Consider the following 16,180-nt stretch of genomic DNA (forward strand, 5'->3'; position numbering starts at 1 on the left):
TCGATCAACTGCTTGTAACTCATGGTAACTACTCTTGTTTTTTGGCGATTACAGAGTACCACCAACAGGCAGTTGATCTCTCCTCACCGATTAACCATGAGTGGTGCACTTATTATCTGAATTCGGGCAGAAAATGAATAAAATAATTTACTCATCTATTAATAAGGAAATACCATGATCACAACGGAGATGTATTTTATTGGTTTTTTGGTTTCTTTGATCAGTTTCATCGTTGCTGTATTGATTAGCAAACAGAGACATAAGCTAGTTCAACCTTGGATAAAAGCCATTGTGTTACTAACATCAGTGCTTTCGTTTTTTATCTGTATGTCTATACTTTCAAGGCTATTTTCCAATGCGGTTATCATAAGTAAAGCCGCGGGTCAGTCGATCATATTTATACTAGTCGGTTTTGGGATCTACAAATTTATAGCACATACAAAAGCCAAAAGTCGCCAGTAAAATCAGAGCAACATTTATCGCTGAACATAACAAGGAGTTGGAATGCGAGAAGAAAACCGACAAGTCCCACAACAATTGGGCCAGTATCTATACCAACAAATTAAAGAGCCGTGGAGTGAAGCGCGACTCGTATTGGACTACCATGACGACAATATGCCTAGGTGTTCCGCTTTTTACTATGACACCAGCACACCAAAACAAGCACACGTTATACCAGTAAGTGATGAAATTTCCGTTCTTTTTTTAAGCTTGTTCGAAAATGCAACGTCAAATCAAAAAGAGAACTGGCAAAAAGCCATTTTCTCGGTACAGCGCAGTGGTCAGTTTAGTTTAAATTTTGAAACTGCTGATAACGAAGAATAAGAGACAACTATCCCGTAACGATTGGCTATACTAACGGTATGGCCAATCAAGCTCCCATCAAATATTGCTTAATACCCAGCTAACGTAACACTTAATAAAGAATAAAACACAAGGTTACCTACACATTACTTTTAGAGTAGATTTCAATCCATCATCTATGGTTGCTCCTCGCTTGATGCTTCTCTATTAAATTGAAAGAAAATTTTCAGGTTTGATGCTAATATGGGTACTCAATTCTAATGCTTATCGAGTAATTAGATATCAAGGACTAGAACAATATATGAAAGCAAGTATTCAAATTTCACAGAACGAATCACACTTCCCTCAGATTCGAGATAAATTACATGCTAAGTCTATCGAATTAGAATTCTATGGCATTGACCCTAAAGTTCAGTGCATTAAGCAAGTGGAACTTTTCTTTAATAGACCAACTCACCTTTCTCTAAATTTATCCATAGCTGAAACACAGTATTGCCATCAACAATTTATAAATGAATCACATGACATTGCATTAGCATTGGGCTTTAAGCCAAACTCGACACCTACATCCAGTACACTCATCATTCTTGGCTTAGGTGCTGGCTATCACGTTCCCGCATTACTTAACAAGCTAAATTATATAGATGTGATAATTATTGAGCAGGATCAAAAGCTTGAAGCCCTAGGCCGTTTTAACATCGATCTCGAAACGATAAAAAATGAGTGTAAAGCACGCGGTGGTAATCTAAAGCTCATTAGCTGCAAGAGCTATAGTGAATTTTTAGATGGTTTAGCATCCTACTCGTCTAATCGATGTTGTGGAATATTTAGTGATATTAGTTTATTTAGACACTATAACTGTCAGTTATTTGATAAAATATATGAATCATTTAAGGAATGGAGAAACTCCTTCGTAAGTCTATGGGGCTTTATGGAAGATGAGATGATGAGTTTAAAACATTCCTCTCAAAACATAAGAAGTCTAAAAAACTTTAAAACATCAGATTTTTCTTTTCTAGAAAGCCATAAAGCTTTGATTGTAGGAAATGGTCCTTCGCTAGATTTTATAATTGATGATATAAATAAATTTAATGGTATTGTTGTATCATGTGGGACATCATTGCCGAGCCTACTGAGAAAAAACATTGTTCCACATATACATGTAGAAATGGAGAGAAGTAAGGATGGCTATTATATTAAAGAAGATTACCTAAAAAGTCCTCTATTGAAAAATACACTATTGATAACATTAAACACCGTCTACCATAAAACTCTGCTAGCATTCGAGAATAGATTAGTTTTTTTTAAAGCAAATGACATTACAACAGAAATTATTAAAAAAGAACATGCAATCACTCCGCTTTACTATAGCAACCCAACCGTTACAAATACAGCGATATCTGCACTTGTAAGTCTGGGCGTAAAAAAGTTTGTATTATCTGGATGTGATTATGGTTTTGTTGATGAGGAAATGCATCATTGTAAGCACTCTCAATACTATAATGAAAGAGATGCTTTGAGTCTATGTCGCTTTACTGGTCAGCACTATGTGTCAGGTAACCAGACTGAAAGAGTGTTAACAACTCGAATATTCAACGAATCAAGAAAAGCGGTTGAATCGTTAATCCAGATTAATCCTGATCTGAGTGTTGAGAATATAAGTAATGGCGCATTGATAAATGGTGCAACACCAACAAAGGAATTGAAGAAAAACTCAGTTCCTTTTTCCTTTTCACTATTTGAAGAAAGTTTAAAAACAGTAAACAACCTTAACCATATAAACTTTACATTTAAACACCATTTATATAGATGTTGTGAAATATTAAATTCGCACATCAAAGATTTAGAAAAAACTAGAACATTAAATGAATTAAAATCGGCGCTTTCTAATTTCATCCGTGGTTTAGAGTCAAATTCAAATGAAAGAGAGGTTATGCTCGTCTTATCGGGTAGCTTTAAGTATATCATCTTTGGAGTATTCAACCATACAAACCATATACCTAAGGACAAAAAGGAGAATTATTTCTTAAATATAAAACCTATACTATGTGCAATAGTAACAAAGATAAAAACAGAAATTTTAAGTTATTGTAAGGATAGATCGTGAAATTTAATTTATTTGCTGTTTTACCTACTACAGTGGTTTTAGCAAGTACTGTACAATCAATTGCATCTGCTGCTGAAATAATTAGTGATGGAATTAATCAGGAGTTATACGGAAGTGTAACCCAGACCAATAATACCGCGAGTGAATCGCTTAGTACTAGCGATTCTTTTGGTACTAGCGATTCTTTTGGTACTAGCGATTCTTTTGGTACTAGCGATTCTTTTGGTACTAGCGATTCTTTTGGTACTAGTGACTCTTTTGGTACTAGTGACTCTTTTGGTACTAGCGACTCTTTTGGTACTAGCGACTCTTTTGGCACTAGTGACTCATTTGGTAGTAGCGACTCATTTGGTAGTAGTGACTCATTTGGTACTAGCGATTCTTTGGGTACTAGCGATTCGTCTAGTACAGCATTCCCGTATTCTACTAGTGAGTTAACAAAAGGTATTTTATCCATTGTGTATGAACAATATGGTTATAAATCCCTTCTTTATGAAATTTGTATAAGGTCAAACAAGAACTTAGTGATAGCTAGAGCAACTGAGCAAACTGAAAGTAATAGAGGATATGACTTTCTGGCTAGGGGAAACTACAAACTTAACGACAACTCGCTGACGCTAAAAATTGGAGCGACTGATAAAACAAAGCTAGAGAAGTTTAATTTCATTACTAGCGATGATCCAAATTACACGTTCATGGGTGAGTGGTACACCAATAAGCACAACAAGACTAAGGTCTATGCTCAATATCTTCCGGAGGAGTTTTACTTCGCCTATAGTTGCGACACACGACTTGGACAATAAAAGAAAGCCAACGTAAATATTACGTTGGCTTTGCAATTTAAATTTCGGCTATGCTAGTGTTAATCGCCTTCAACGTAGCTGCAGGATCTTCAGCTTTAGTAATTGGACGCCCTATCACTAGATAATCACTACCCGCTTTCACTGCTTTTTCAGGCGTCATAATACGTTTTTGATCGCCAGCATCAGCACCTGCTGGCCGGATACCCGGTGTCACAAGCTTAAACTCTTCACCGAGTTGAGCTTTTAAAAGTTCGGCTTCTTGTGCAGAACAAACCACGCCATCTAGGCCTGATTCTTTCGCTAATTTTGCTAGATATAGCACTTGCTCTTGAGGCGTCTTTTCAATTCCAAGCTTTAATAATTGTCCTTGATCCATACTCGTTAGTACGGTCACAGCAATAAGTAACGGCGCTTTATCGCCGTAAGCTACCAACGCTTCTTTTGCTTTTGACATCATTTCGTGACCGCCGCTGGCGTGAACATTTACCATCCACACACCAAGCTCAGCTGCAGCAGTTACTGCTTTTGCGACTGTATTTGGAATATCATGAAATTTCAGGTCTAAGAATACATCAAAATTCATATCTACCAGTTTTTTTACAAACTGAGGGCCAAAATAGGTAAACATCTCTTTACCTACTTTCAATCGGCATTCGTCAGGTGAAAGCTGAGAAACAAATGATAATGCAGCTTCTTCATTATCATAATCAAGCGCAATCAAAACCTTTTTTAAATCTTGTGTCGACATAGTTACCCTATTTGGCCAAATTAAAAACTTAAAAACCGTCTAACCCACGGCTTGGAGCAAGTGACTCCCAATGTTTGCAGGAGGGACATAACCAATACATCGTATGACTTGTAAACCCACAATGACCACATTGATAGTTTGGCTTAGTTGCAATATAAGACTTCACCAATTTATCTATTTCTTGTAGTACGTGGTCTATTTTAGCATCTTTGCCGCTAATGAGTTGCAACAAATAACTAAAGCCCCTAATTGATGGTTCACGCTTTAAACTATCAGTTAGAAACTCTATTGCCTCAGAAATATGACCTTTTTGGACTAATCCCTGGCAAAACTTAATTCTGATCAGCACGCCTCCTTTTTCTAATAACTCTGAGACTAGCTCAAAGAATTGATCGTGAATGTTTAATTGAACATAACAGGATTCGAGGTCTTCTATTACTAGTGGTGCCATAAATACAAATTGGCTCACGAGCTTTCGCCAATAATATATACACTTCACGTAATCATCATGTTTGTATGCATCTTTGCCCATTTCGTACAAGGGTCTTACTGTTTCATGCGCGAGCGCTGTTGCTTTTTCGAATAGGCTTGGATTCTTTTCTTGATTTGCAGCTTCACAATAGAAGTTTGCAATAGTGGCGCAATGAGACGACTTTTTGAAAAGCTCAGGATGCGCTTCATACATATGAACGCCTTTTCGCCAATCTCTAGTTTGAGAGTATAGGTTTAAAATCGGGTCGAGTGCATCTTTAAACCCAAGTTTTACAAGAATGACTAAATGTTCTTCAGCGCTATCCAATAGGCCAGCTAAGATGTAATCTTGAGCAAGCTCTAGGCGACAGGACTTCACGACCTCTTCATCTAGATTAGGTTGTTTAAGTAGGAGCTCATGAATTTTTATCGCTCTATCTAACTCTCCCCGCTTTCTAAAAAGCGATGCGAGTGTTAAATAATGGTCGACGGAGTCTGCTGAGACTTCAAGTAATTTGGTGAGGTGTTCAAGACCCTGATCTTCTTCCCTATCTAATAGGAATTTTAGGCCTTTACTGTATTCAGAAGTAATTTGTCTACTTTGCTCTAGGGCTTGATTCTTAGCACTATTTTTACCCATAACATAACCGTAAGCGGCGGCTACAGGTAGTAATAAAAACAGCAGCTCGATCATAACTAGCGTTCGGCTGCTTGACTAAGCTTACTATTACTTTTTTTTAGGCGATGATTTTGCCATTTAAGCTTAGATAAAACCGACGCTGTTACAAGTAAACCAATAATTATCCCAAGAGCTAAGCAAATACTCATTAAGGTTGCGAGTGGTAACTCTGCACTTGCAATTACAAAATTGACATTAACAACTTGTGGATTTTGTGTTCCAACTAAAAATGCAATCAGTATGGCAACAACAGCTAATCCCTTTTTCAATACTGCAACCAAGTTTAGCTCCGTTAGACTTAATTATTTAAGCTTTCGTTTACTCTATCGCGCAGCTCTTTGCCTGGCTTAAAGTGTGGTACGTATTTACCATCCAATTCTACTGTTTCGCCCGTTTTAGGATTACGACCAGTGCGAGGAGAACGGAAGTGAAGCGAGAAACTACCAAAACCACGGATTTCGATACGCTCCGAGTCTGATAATGAGCCAGCCATTTGTTCAAGGATTTCTTTTACCGCATTCTCTACATCTTTAACAGGAACGTGAGCGTGCTGCAGTGCAAGTTGTTCTATCAATTCAGACTTTGTCATAATGTTTCCTTTAGTGTAAAAGGAAGGGCTAAGCGCCCTTCCTAGTTTAAAGACTGATTAATTAGTCTTTTTGAGCATTTTTGAAAGCTGCAGCCATTGCGTTTTCGAACGCAGGCTCATCTTTCTTAAGCTTCTCTAGTACTTCTTTTTCTTCAGCTTCGTAGATAGCTTTAACTGATAGGCTGATAGTACGGTTCTTACGATCAACACCTACAAATTTAGCTTCGATTTCGTCGCCTTCAGAAACAGCAGCAGTCGCGTCTTCAACACGCTCTTGCGCGATGTCAGCTACACGGATGTAACCTTCAACGCCTTCGATTAGCTCAACAGTTGCGCCTTTAGCATCAACTTCAGTCACTTTACCTTTAACAATAGCACCTTTTTTGTTGGCGTCTAGGTAGTTAGTGAATGGATCAGCGTCGATTTGCTTAACGCCTAGAGAGATACGCTCACGCTCTGGGTCAACCTGTAGAACGATAGCTGTGATTTCGTCACCTTTCTTGTACTCACGTACTGCTTCTTCGCCTGGAGTGTTCCAAGAGATATCAGATAGGTGTACAAGACCGTCGATACCACCGTCAAGACCGATGAAGATACCGAAGTCAGTGATAGACTTGATCTTACCAGAAACTTGGTCGCCTTTGTTGTTAAGACGAGCAAATTCTTGCCAAGGGTTAGCTTTACACTGCTTAAGACCTAGAGAAATACGACGACGCTCTTCGTCGATTTCAAGAACCATAACTTCAACAGTATCACCTAGTGAAACTACTTTTGAAGGGTGGATGTTCTTGTTAGTCCAATCCATTTCTGAAACGTGTACTAGACCTTCAACGCCTTCTTCGATTTCAACGAAACAGCCGTAGTCAGTTAGGTTAGTTACACGACCAGTAAGCTTAGCACCTTCTGGGTAACGACCAGCGATAGCAGCCCATGGATCTTCGCCAAGTTGCTTAAGACCTAGAGAAACACGAGTCTTCTCTTTGTCGAACTTAAGTACTTTAACGTTGATTTCGTCACCTACGTTCACGATCTCTGAAGGGTGCTTAACGCGCTTCCAAGCCATGTCAGTGATGTGTAGAAGACCGTCAACACCACCTAAGTCTACGAATGCACCGTAGTCTGTAAGGTTCTTAACGATACCCTTAACTTCTTGACCTTCAACAAGGTTTTGAAGAAGCTCTTCACGCTCTTGTGAGTTCTCAGATTCGATAACAGCACGACGTGAAACAACAACGTTGTTGCGCTTCTGGTCTAGCTTGATAACTTTGAACTCTAGCTCTTTACCTTCAAGGTGAGCTGTGTCGCGAACTGGACGTACATCAACAAGTGAACCAGGTAGGAATGCACGGATTGAATCAACTTCAACTGTGAAACCGCCTTTAACTTTACCGTTGATCATACCAACAACAGTTTCGTGCTCTTCACATGCTTTCTCTAGACGGATCCAAGCTTCGTGACGCTTCGCTTTCTCACGAGAAAGGATAGTCTCACCGAAACCGTCTTCGATAGCGTCAAGTGCTACATCTACTTCGTCGCCAACAGCAACTTCTAGTTCACCAGCAGCATTTTTGAATTGCTCTGCAGGGATTGCACTTTCAGACTTAAGGCCAGCGTCAACAAGAACAACGTTGTTCTCGATAGCGATTACTGTACCTTTAACGATTGAGCCTTGCTCAACTTCAAAACCCTGTAGGCTTTCTTCAAATAACTGCGCAAAATTTTCTGACATACTAAATACGTCTCTATAAAGTTAAATTACCAATTAGCAACCATGCTGCATGGGGTTGTTAAATAAACACTAGCTTCCTGCCTGTGTCATTAAAAAATTACTTAGGTAAACAACTTTTTGGAAGTTTACCAGCCACAATGGCGTCTTGAATAAAAGACATAACCTGTTTGAACACTTGCTCAGCATTATGCTCAGTTGTATCAACAACTATCGCATCGCTAGCAGGAACTAATGGGGCAACCTTGCGATTCATATCGCGATCATCGCGAGCTTTAATGTCTTCTAACAGACCACTTAGTGTAACATCATGGCCTTTCTCATTCAACTCAACAAATCGCCTGCGAGCACGTTCTTCTGCACTTGCAGTCAAATAAATTTTAAGTTCAGCATCAGGGAACACCACCGTTCCCATATCACGTCCATCTGCAATTAAGCCAACTTCAGTTCTAAAAGCGCGCTGACGTCGTAATAATGCTTCTCTCACTCGAGGTAGCGCCGCAATTTTTGACGCTGCCGCGCCGACTTCTTCATTGCGAATGGTGTTAGTAACATCTTCACCTTCAAGTACAATTTTGCTTTTTTTAGTTTCTTTATCGATAGAAAATTGTACATCCAAATTGGCAGCGAGTGGGACCAACCCCTCTTCGTTATCAGTTGCAATTTGGTGGTGTAATGCTGCTAACGAAAGCACGCGATAAATCGCACCGCTATCCAACACTTCCCAATTTAATGTTTCAGCTAACAAGCGACAAACAGTTCCTTTGCCTGAACCACTTGGGCCGTCTACGGTGATAACTGGCATAGCTGCCTGCATTTAGACCTCCTAAAAATGCTCACCTGAATTTGACGGCGCATAGTATACGTCAATTTGCTGAATATATCCTTATTTACCTGTCATTTTTTGTTATATCTCAAATTATTAGTACAGTGAAAGGCACTAAAAGTCAGGTGCTAACTGGCTTTGACTGAATAAAATTCAGTCAAATATGCGTGTATTTGACTTTGTTATGATGACTATTTTAGAGAAGATTTTAAGGTGCTGAACATCTTCAACACCTTGGATGAAATCAATACTGACTAATGCTTTCTAACACTGAAAAATAGGTTGGGAAAGTTTTTGCCGTACATTTTGGGTCGTTAATCGTGATAGCTTGACCACCCACTGCCACCATCGAAAAACACATCGCAATGCGATGGTCATTGTATGTGTCTACATCCGTAAAATTAAAATTAGCCGGTGGTGTAACTTCGATAAAGTCGTGCCCTTCTACCACTTCTGCGCCTACTTTTTTAAGTTCAGTCGCCATGGCAGCTAGCCTATCGGTTTCTTTCACGCGCCAATTGTAGATATTACGAATTGCCGTTTTACCTTTTGCGAATAGCGCTACGGTTGCAAGCGTCATCGCCGCATCGGGAATAGCATTGGCGTCAATGTCCACACCATTTAGCTCACCTTTTCGGACAACGATACGCTCATCATGCCAATCAATGTCTGCACCGACTTGTTCCATCACTTTGGCAAAACCGATATCACCTTGCACACTTTGTTTACCCACTCCCTTTATTTCAATTTCGCCTCCTGCAATTGCAGCTGCTGCGATGAAATAAGAGGCTGACGAGGCATCCCCTTCGACCATAAGTGTTCCAGGAGATTGATACTGTTGGCCTGCTTTTACCACAAAATGTTGATAATCGTGGTTTTCGACATGAACCCCAAAGTGCGCCATCACGCCAATGGTAATATCAATATAAGGCTTTGAAACCAGTTCACCTTTAATCGCAATATTCGTATCGCCACTAAAAAGCGGTGCTGCCATCAATAATGCAGTTAAGAATTGGCTTGAGATACTACCGTCAATCTCAACTTCACCACCAGCAAGTTGCTTACCTGTAATTTTCAACGGCGGGTAGTCTTTGTTTTTGAGATATTGAATATCTGCACCAAGCGTTTGCATCGCATCAACAAGATGGCCAATTGGACGCTCTTCCATTCGTGGCTCACCAATCAGTTCATAATCACCAGGTATAGCTGCAAGCACTGCAGTTAATGGGCGATATGCTGTACCGGCATTACCTAAAAATAGCGGCTCAACGGGGGTGTTAAAGTTACCAGCATTTCCTTTGACCAGTGCCACCGTATTATCGTCTTCTAACGATACTTCAACGCCTAACTGAGACAATGCGCCTAACATATGGCGGATGTCATCGCTATCCAATAAGTTCGTCACTTTTGTCGTGCCTTCGCACAACGCTGCAAGCAACAAAATACGATTTGATAAGCTTTTAGAGCCAGGTAGCGTCACACTGCCACTGACTTTAGTAATAGGCTTGAGGGTCAATTGTTCCATCAACTGTTCTCCCGTGCGAATTTATCCATAAATGCAACTAACGCTTTGATCCCTTCAATTGGCATGGCGTTGTATATACTAGCTCGCATACCACCAACAAAACGGTGGCCTTCAAGTGCAATTAAACCGTTTTGTTCTGCCTCTGCCAAAAATTTAGCATTTAGGCTGTCATCATTTAACCAAAATGGCACGTTCATCAATGAGCGACAATGTTTTGCAACTTTGTTTGAATAGAAGTCAGAGCCATCGATGTAATCGTATAAAATGGCTGCTTTTTCTTGATTGTGCGCTTCCATGGCTTTAACACCACCAATGCTTTCAAGATACTTGAATACCTCAAACGCAAGATACCATGCAAATGTCGGTGGTGTGTTGTACATGCTTTGCTGATCAGCCTCAATGGCGTAATCAAGGATAGCAGGTCTTGGCAACCCTTCACGCTTCAATAACGTCTTACGTACAATGGCGATACTGAGACCCGAAGGACCGATATTTTTTTGTGCACCAGCATAGATCAAATCAAAGTCATCGACGTTAATTTCGCGAGATAAAATATTGGAAGACATATCCGCTACAATTGGTGCGGTTGCATGCTTTGGAACGTCAAATATTTCGATACCGTCGATGGTTTCGTTTGGACAATAGTGAATGTATGAAGCGTTTTCTGGTAACTTCCACTCGGAGACAGGTAAAATGTCGAATTGACCATTTTCGTCAGTGCGAATATTAATCGCATGCGTTTGCGTGAATTTTTCACCTTCTTTCGTCGCACCGGTAGACCAGATCCCGTTCTCGATATATACGCCAGGTACACCATCTACATGTAGATTTAACGGTACAGCAGCAAAGTGACCTCGGCCACCACCATGCATAAACAGGACTTCAAATTCATCAGAGATGTTCATCAAACGACGTAAGCTTGCTTCGCATTGCTTTGCCATTTCAAGATACGGTGCCGAACGATGGCTCACTTCCATCACCGAAACACCAAGATTTTGCCAATCTAGAAATTCTTTTTGCGCTTTTTTCATAACTTCAACAGGTAACATCGCAGGACCCGCGCAAAAATTATAAACCGTCATATTTTTCCTCATTCCAAATAATCTAGATCATCCAAAGAATAGCGTTATTCTCATGACTTTTTGGATGAACAGTGGGCTGCCCGACTAAAATGTCGGATTGTTGGTAGCCTTAATTTATCAGGCTTCAGGCTCTTGTCATAGAGGAGCAGATTGAAAAAATTGACAGAAAGAAAAAAAGCGACCGAAGTCGCTTTTTTTGGGTAGGATTTTTTTATTCCTCTGCGTCAGATCCCGCAGCAGGTGTTGCTTCACCTTCTAGCTCTGCAACGTCACCTTCAGGCAACTCTTGCACTTCAATTTCTTCGATGCGTTGAAGACCTACTACCTTTTCTTCTTCCATCGTACGGATCAGAATAACACCTTGGGTGTTACGGCCTACCGTAGAAACTTCGTTTACACGCGTTCTAACTAGCGTACCACGGTTTGAGATCAACATGATTTCATCGTTGTCATCAACTTGAACCGCGCCAACCACAGAACCATTTCTTTCAGTTACTTTGATTGACACTACACCTTGTGTTGCACGGCTCTTCGCTGGGTACTCTTCAAGCGGTGTACGCTTACCATAACCATTTTCAGTTACGGTCAAGATTGCACCATCGCCTTGTGGTACGATTAGTGATACCACTTTCACGTCATCAGGCATCTTGATACCACGAACACCTGTTGCTGTACGGCCCATCGGACGTAAAGCCAACATTTCTTCGCCAGTTTCAGGATCACGCTTCACTTCACCTGTTTCTGAATCTCGCTGCTTCTCGTTAAAGCGTACAACTTTACCATGCTCAGTAAATAGCATGATGTCATTTTCACCTGTGGTGATGTTAGCACCGATCAGGCTATCGCCTTCGTTCAAGTTGATAGCAATAATGCCACTTGCACGCTGACGGCTGTATGCAGTCAGAGGTGTTTTCTTAACGATACCACTTGCCGTCGCCATAACGATAAACTTATCTTCTTCGTATTCACGAACCGGTAAAATTGTCGTAATACGCTCATCAGCTTCGAGTGGTAATAAGTTAACAATTGGCTTTCCGCGCGCAGCACGTGATGCAAGCGGCAGCTGGTAAACTTTCAACCAATACAAGCGGCCAGAAGTGGAGAAACAAAGAATTGTATCGTGAGTATTTGCAACGAGTAGACGTTCGATAAAGTCTTCATCTTTCATCTTAGTTGCAGATCGCCCTTTACCACCACGACGCTGAGCTTCGTAATCGCTAAGAGGTTGATACTTAACGTAGCCTTCGTGAGAAAGCGTAACTACAACGTCTTCTTCGTTGATCAAATCTTCTAAACTGATATCGTGCGCAGCAGCAGTGATCTCTGTGCGACGCTCATCACCATACGTTTCTTTGATTTCAACTAACTCATCGCGGATCACTTCCATCAAACGCTCTGGAGTAGAAAGGATGTACAGTAGCTCAGCGATAAGATCGAGTAGTTCTTTGTATTCTGCCAGAATTTTCTCGTGCTCAAGACCTGTTAATTTGTGAAGTCTTAAGTCTAGGATTGCTTGGGCTTGTTGCTCAGACAAATAGTACTGACCATCACGGATCCCTAATTCTTCCGCTAACCAATCTGGACGCGCAACATTTTCTTCACCAGTACGCTCAAGCATTGATTTAACGTTACCAAGATCCCAAGCTCGCGCAGTTAGCGCCGCTTTCGCTTCTGCTGGAGTTGGTGACTTACGAATAAGCTCAATGATTGGGTCAATGTTGGCTAGCGCAATTGCGAGGCCTTCAAGCGTATGCGCTCGGTCTCTTGCCTTACGCAGGTCAAATACAGTACGACGCGTTACGACTTCACGACGGTGAATAATAAACGCATCAAGCATTTCTTTCAGGTTGAAACACTTGGGCTGGTTGTTATCTAGTGCAACCATATTGATGCCAAACACAGTTTGTAGTTGTGTTTGAGCGTATAGGTTGTTTAGTACAACCTCACCGACTTCACCGCGTTTGATTTCAATAACAATACGCATACCGTCTTTATCAGACTCGTCGCGTAGTGCACTGATCCCTTCAACCTTTTTGTCTTTAACAAGCTCTGCAATCTTTTCAATTAGTCTTGCTTTGTTAACTTGGTAAGGAATTTCATGAACGATGATGGTTTCTTTGTTTGTTTTCTCATCGACTTCGATTTCAGCTTTCGCGCGAATATAGATCTTACCACGACCTGTTTTATAGGCTTGTTCGATGCCGTTTTTACCGCTAATGATGGCAGCAGTCGGGAAATCAGGACCCGGAATATAGTCGATTAACTCTTCAATGGTGATGTCTGGATTCTGGATCACAGCCAAACAACCATTGATCACCTCAGTTAAGTTGTGAGGTGGAATATTGGTCGCCATACCAACCGCGATACCAGATGAACCATTCACCAATAAGTTAGGCACTTTAGTTGGTAACACATCTGGAATTTGCTCTGTACCATCGTAGTTTGGTACATAATCAACGGTTTCTTTTTCAAGGTCAGCAAGTAACTCGTGAGCGACTTTCGCCATACGTACTTCGGTATAACGCATCGCAGCTGCAGAGTCACCATCGACAGAACCAAAGTTACCTTGTCCATCTACGAGCATATAGCGTAGAGAGAAAGGCTGAGCCATACGTACAATAGTATCGTAAACCGCGCTATCACCATGCGGGTGATATTTACCGATTACGTCACCAACTACACGAGCTGACTTTTTATAAGGTTTGTTCCAGTCATTTTTAAGTTCATTCATCGCGAACAATACACGACGGTGAACAGGCTTTAGGCCGTCACGTACGTCAGGTAATGCACGACCTACGATTACACTCATTGCATAATCTAGGTATGAATTTTTTAATTCATCTTCGATATTGACTGGCAGGATTTCATTGGCGAGATCAGACATTTGACTCCACTTTCCTTCAGTGTCCACCCCTTTTGTGTCACACTACAACTTGTGTTGAGATGCTATCTGAATATCAAATTGCTCTTTCTGCTGAAGCGCCAATTAAACGCGCTTCAAAAAATAGCCGAATTGCCTCAGAGTATCAGCGGGGGCTTTGTTTATTATAAAATTCGTCAAGCATGCTAACACACTTTTTACCGTTTTACAGGTGCTATTTTTATCTAATCCCCTTTATAATGCGCTCAATTCGACGAGGAAGTTTTTTATGACCGAACATCAAAATGTAGACCCTAATGAAATCGCTAAATTTGAAGAAATAGCAGAGCGCTGGTGGGACCGAGAGGGAGAGTTTAAACCATTACACGACATTAACCCGTTGAGATTGGACTTTATTAACGATAAGTGTGAAGGCCTATTTGCAAAAACAGTATTGGATGTCGGTTGTGGTGGCGGGATTTTAACAGAAAGCATGGCTAAGCTGGGTGCAAATGCAACCGGTATCGATATGGGGCAAGAGCCGCTTAACGTCGCAAAGCTCCACGCATTAGAGGTCGGCGTTAACGTAGACTATCAAAAAGTGCCAGCGGAAGAATTCGCAGCTATGCACCAAAGTGAATTCGATGTAGTAACTTGCATGGAAATGTTAGAACACGTACCAGACCCAGAATCCATTATTCGTTCAGTCGCGCAGCTAGTTAAGCCCGGCGGTCATGTATTTTTTTCTACCTTAAACAAAACTACAAAAGCGTATTTACTGGCTATCGTCGCTGCTGAAAAACTGCTTAAAATGGTTCCTGAAGGCACGCATGAGCACGATAAGTTTATTCGCCCTTCGACCTTAATTGACTGGGCTGAAAAGTACGACCTCAAAGTCAGAGCGGCGACAGGGATTAACTACAACCCTATCGGCAAAACATTTACCTTAACGAAAGACGTTTCAGTTAACTACATTCTACACTTTGAGAAGCTGGCATGATCCAAGCGGTACTATTTGATTTAGACGGCACCTTGCTGGATACCAGTGATGATTTGGGCGCTGCACTAAACCACGTTTTAACTGTTAATAAAATGCCTTCTGTCGGCAAACAGGTATATAGCAGTGCGATTTCAAACGGCGTAGCAGCGATGTTACAGGTAGGGTTTGGTGAGTCATTAAAGCACTTTGATACTCAGATATTACGTCAGGGGGTACTCGACTACTATCTGGCAAATCTATCAGTACATTCCCAATGTTTTGCGCAAATTGGTGAGTTATTAGCGGCACTTTTAGAAAAAGAGATTCAGGTTGGGATCATGACCAACAAACCTGAGTTTTTAACACTTCCGCTACTAAAACAGATCCCTGAACTTGCAAAGATCGAGACAGTAGTATGCGGAGATACGCTGGCGGTGGCCAAACCTCATCCCGAGCCTTTACTGTTAGTGGCGTCAAAATTGGGGGTGTCACCAGCGCAATGTATTTATGTTGGCGATGCTGAGCGAGACATTATTGCTGCAAAATCCGCAAAAATGATTAGTGCAGCAGCAATGTGGGGATTCATTCCATCTGAAGCTGAAGCTAAGTCTTGGCAGGCGGATCTCTATCTTACTAACCCATTAGACACGTTATCGCATATTTAGTGTCGATAAAAAAATAAAACACCATATATTGTGTTTTTGCTATAATAGATACGAATTTGTGTAGAAAAAAATCAGTTAGAATTTTTTTTTATTTTTGCTGAAAAGCATCATCTTTTTGTTGATTTTTCTTTGTGGGCAGATAAGTGGATTGTCATAGGTTAGTGGATACTTACATAAATAAATTATCCCAAACTTATCCACAATTCTGCCCAAGTTGTTCTCTTGCAAATTCACATCAACCCCACTATCTTGTGATCCCTAGCCACTAGGGCACCATATATAGTGGTGGTTTGCTAAACAATTTTATATTCGTGCG

The 16,180-nt window shown here is 40.9% G+C and carries 14 protein-coding genes; 5 read left to right on the forward strand and 9 right to left on the reverse strand.

Going from position 1 to position 16,180, the window contains the following annotated elements:
• Nucleotides 1–504: 504 nt before the first annotated feature.
• The 3 genes from MHN30_RS21625 (at nt 505) to MHN30_RS21635 (ending at nt 3,714) form a co-directional block, all read left to right on the forward strand.
• Nucleotides 505–825, forward strand: a complete 321-nt coding sequence (locus MHN30_RS21625) for a hypothetical protein (RefSeq protein ID WP_239361107.1) — start codon at nt 505–507, stop codon at nt 823–825.
• A gap of 214 nt (nt 826–1,039) precedes the next feature.
• The gene (locus MHN30_RS21630) at nt 1,040–2,911 is read left to right on the forward strand and encodes a 6-hydroxymethylpterin diphosphokinase MptE-like protein (RefSeq protein WP_275446691.1); all 1,872 of its coding nucleotides are present in this window, start codon (nt 1,040–1,042) and stop codon (nt 2,909–2,911) included.
• Nucleotides 2,908–3,714 carry a hypothetical protein gene (locus MHN30_RS21635; RefSeq protein WP_130164028.1) on the forward strand — a complete coding sequence of 269 codons (807 nt, stop codon included), beginning with the start codon at nt 2,908–2,910 and terminating at the stop codon, nt 3,712–3,714. Before MHN30_RS21630 ends, MHN30_RS21635 begins: the two co-directional genes overlap by 4 nt.
• Before the next feature lie 37 nt (nt 3,715–3,751).
• Here MHN30_RS21635 and pyrF read toward each other — a convergent pair whose 3' ends face one another.
• The 9 genes from pyrF to gyrA all read right to left on the reverse strand — a co-directional run bounded on the left by pyrF (nt 3,752) and on the right by gyrA (nt 14,244).
• Nucleotides 3,752–4,462 (reverse strand): orotidine-5'-phosphate decarboxylase, encoded by a 711-nt coding sequence (gene pyrF, locus MHN30_RS21640; protein WP_069019127.1) that lies wholly within the window; start codon nt 4,460–4,462, stop codon nt 3,752–3,754.
• 28 nt (nt 4,463–4,490) lie between these two features.
• Nucleotides 4,491–5,627: a lipopolysaccharide assembly protein LapB gene (locus MHN30_RS21645; protein ID WP_045990775.1), complete on the reverse strand. Its 1,137-nt coding sequence runs from the start codon at nt 5,625–5,627 to the stop codon at nt 4,491–4,493.
• Between the two features lie 2 nt (nt 5,628–5,629).
• A complete protein-coding gene (locus MHN30_RS21650) occupies nt 5,630–5,893 on the reverse strand; it encodes a LapA family protein (RefSeq protein ID WP_010377035.1) in 264 nt (87 codons plus the stop codon).
• A 17-nt stretch (nt 5,894–5,910) separates the two neighbouring features.
• Nucleotides 5,911–6,201 carry an integration host factor subunit beta gene (gene ihfB / locus MHN30_RS21655; protein WP_010377033.1) on the reverse strand — a complete coding sequence of 97 codons (291 nt, stop codon included), beginning with the start codon at nt 6,199–6,201 and terminating at the stop codon, nt 5,911–5,913.
• Nucleotides 6,202–6,262: 61 nt separating this feature from the next.
• Entirely contained in the window at nt 6,263–7,930 is a 1,668-nt protein-coding gene (gene rpsA / locus MHN30_RS21660; protein WP_017217321.1) for a 30S ribosomal protein S1, read from the reverse strand.
• A 97-nt stretch (nt 7,931–8,027) separates the two neighbouring features.
• Entirely contained in the window at nt 8,028–8,744 is a 717-nt protein-coding gene (gene cmk, locus MHN30_RS21665; protein WP_017217320.1) for a (d)CMP kinase, read from the reverse strand.
• 253 nt (nt 8,745–8,997) lie between these two features.
• Nucleotides 8,998–10,278 carry a 3-phosphoshikimate 1-carboxyvinyltransferase gene (gene aroA / locus MHN30_RS21670; RefSeq protein WP_130164027.1) on the reverse strand — a complete coding sequence of 427 codons (1,281 nt, stop codon included), beginning with the start codon at nt 10,276–10,278 and terminating at the stop codon, nt 8,998–9,000.
• Nucleotides 10,278–11,360 (reverse strand): 3-phosphoserine/phosphohydroxythreonine transaminase, encoded by a 1,083-nt coding sequence (gene serC, locus MHN30_RS21675; protein ID WP_039495791.1) that lies wholly within the window; start codon nt 11,358–11,360, stop codon nt 10,278–10,280. Before serC ends, aroA begins: the two co-directional genes overlap by 1 nt.
• Nucleotides 11,361–11,571: 211 nt before the next feature.
• Entirely contained in the window at nt 11,572–14,244 is a 2,673-nt protein-coding gene (gene gyrA, locus MHN30_RS21680; RefSeq protein WP_045990771.1) for a DNA gyrase subunit A, read from the reverse strand.
• Between the two features lie 265 nt (nt 14,245–14,509).
• Here gyrA and ubiG point away from each other — a divergent pair, with 265 nt between their 5' ends.
• Both ubiG and MHN30_RS21690 read left to right on the forward strand, forming a co-directional pair.
• Complete coding sequence (ubiG, locus tag MHN30_RS21685; RefSeq protein ID WP_010377022.1) at nt 14,510–15,220, forward strand: bifunctional 2-polyprenyl-6-hydroxyphenol methylase/3-demethylubiquinol 3-O-methyltransferase UbiG; 711 nt, start codon at nt 14,510–14,512, stop codon at nt 15,218–15,220.
• The gene (locus tag MHN30_RS21690; RefSeq protein ID WP_239361109.1) at nt 15,217–15,864 is read left to right on the forward strand and encodes an HAD-IA family hydrolase; all 648 of its coding nucleotides are present in this window, start codon (nt 15,217–15,219) and stop codon (nt 15,862–15,864) included. The genes ubiG and MHN30_RS21690 overlap by 4 nt, the downstream gene beginning before the upstream one ends.
• Nucleotides 15,865–16,180 lie beyond the last annotated feature (316 nt).

It is taken from the genome of Pseudoalteromonas sp. OF7H-1, assembly GCF_022347825.1.
Taxonomy (GTDB): Bacteria; Pseudomonadota; Gammaproteobacteria; order Enterobacterales; family Alteromonadaceae; genus Pseudoalteromonas; species Pseudoalteromonas maricaloris.

Excerpts from the sequence above, each read along its gene's own strand:
- pyrF (WP_069019127.1), bottom strand. The coding sequence starts at position 4,462 with ATGTCGACACAAGATTTAAAAAAGGTTTTGATTGCGCTTGATTATGAT.
- MHN30_RS21690 (WP_239361109.1), top strand. The coding sequence starts at position 15,217 with ATGATCCAAGCGGTACTATTTGATTTAGACGGCACCTTGCTGGATACC.
- rpsA (WP_017217321.1), bottom strand. The coding sequence starts at position 7,930 with ATGTCAGAAAATTTTGCGCAGTTATTTGAAGAAAGCCTACAGGGTTTT.
- MHN30_RS21630 (WP_275446691.1), top strand. The coding sequence starts at position 1,040 with ATGCTAATATGGGTACTCAATTCTAATGCTTATCGAGTAATTAGATAT.
- ihfB (WP_010377033.1), bottom strand. The coding sequence starts at position 6,201 with ATGACAAAGTCTGAATTGATAGAACAACTTGCACTGCAGCACGCTCAC.
- ubiG (WP_010377022.1), top strand. The coding sequence starts at position 14,510 with ATGACCGAACATCAAAATGTAGACCCTAATGAAATCGCTAAATTTGAA.
- MHN30_RS21645 (WP_045990775.1), bottom strand. The coding sequence starts at position 5,627 with ATGATCGAGCTGCTGTTTTTATTACTACCTGTAGCCGCCGCTTACGGT.
- cmk (WP_017217320.1), bottom strand. The coding sequence starts at position 8,744 with ATGCAGGCAGCTATGCCAGTTATCACCGTAGACGGCCCAAGTGGTTCA.
- serC (WP_039495791.1), bottom strand. The coding sequence starts at position 11,360 with ATGACGGTTTATAATTTTTGCGCGGGTCCTGCGATGTTACCTGTTGAA.
- aroA (WP_130164027.1), bottom strand. The coding sequence starts at position 10,278 with ATGGAACAATTGACCCTCAAGCCTATTACTAAAGTCAGTGGCAGTGTG.
- MHN30_RS21625 (WP_239361107.1), top strand. The coding sequence starts at position 505 with ATGCGAGAAGAAAACCGACAAGTCCCACAACAATTGGGCCAGTATCTA.
- gyrA (WP_045990771.1), bottom strand. The coding sequence starts at position 14,244 with ATGTCTGATCTCGCCAATGAAATCCTGCCAGTCAATATCGAAGATGAA.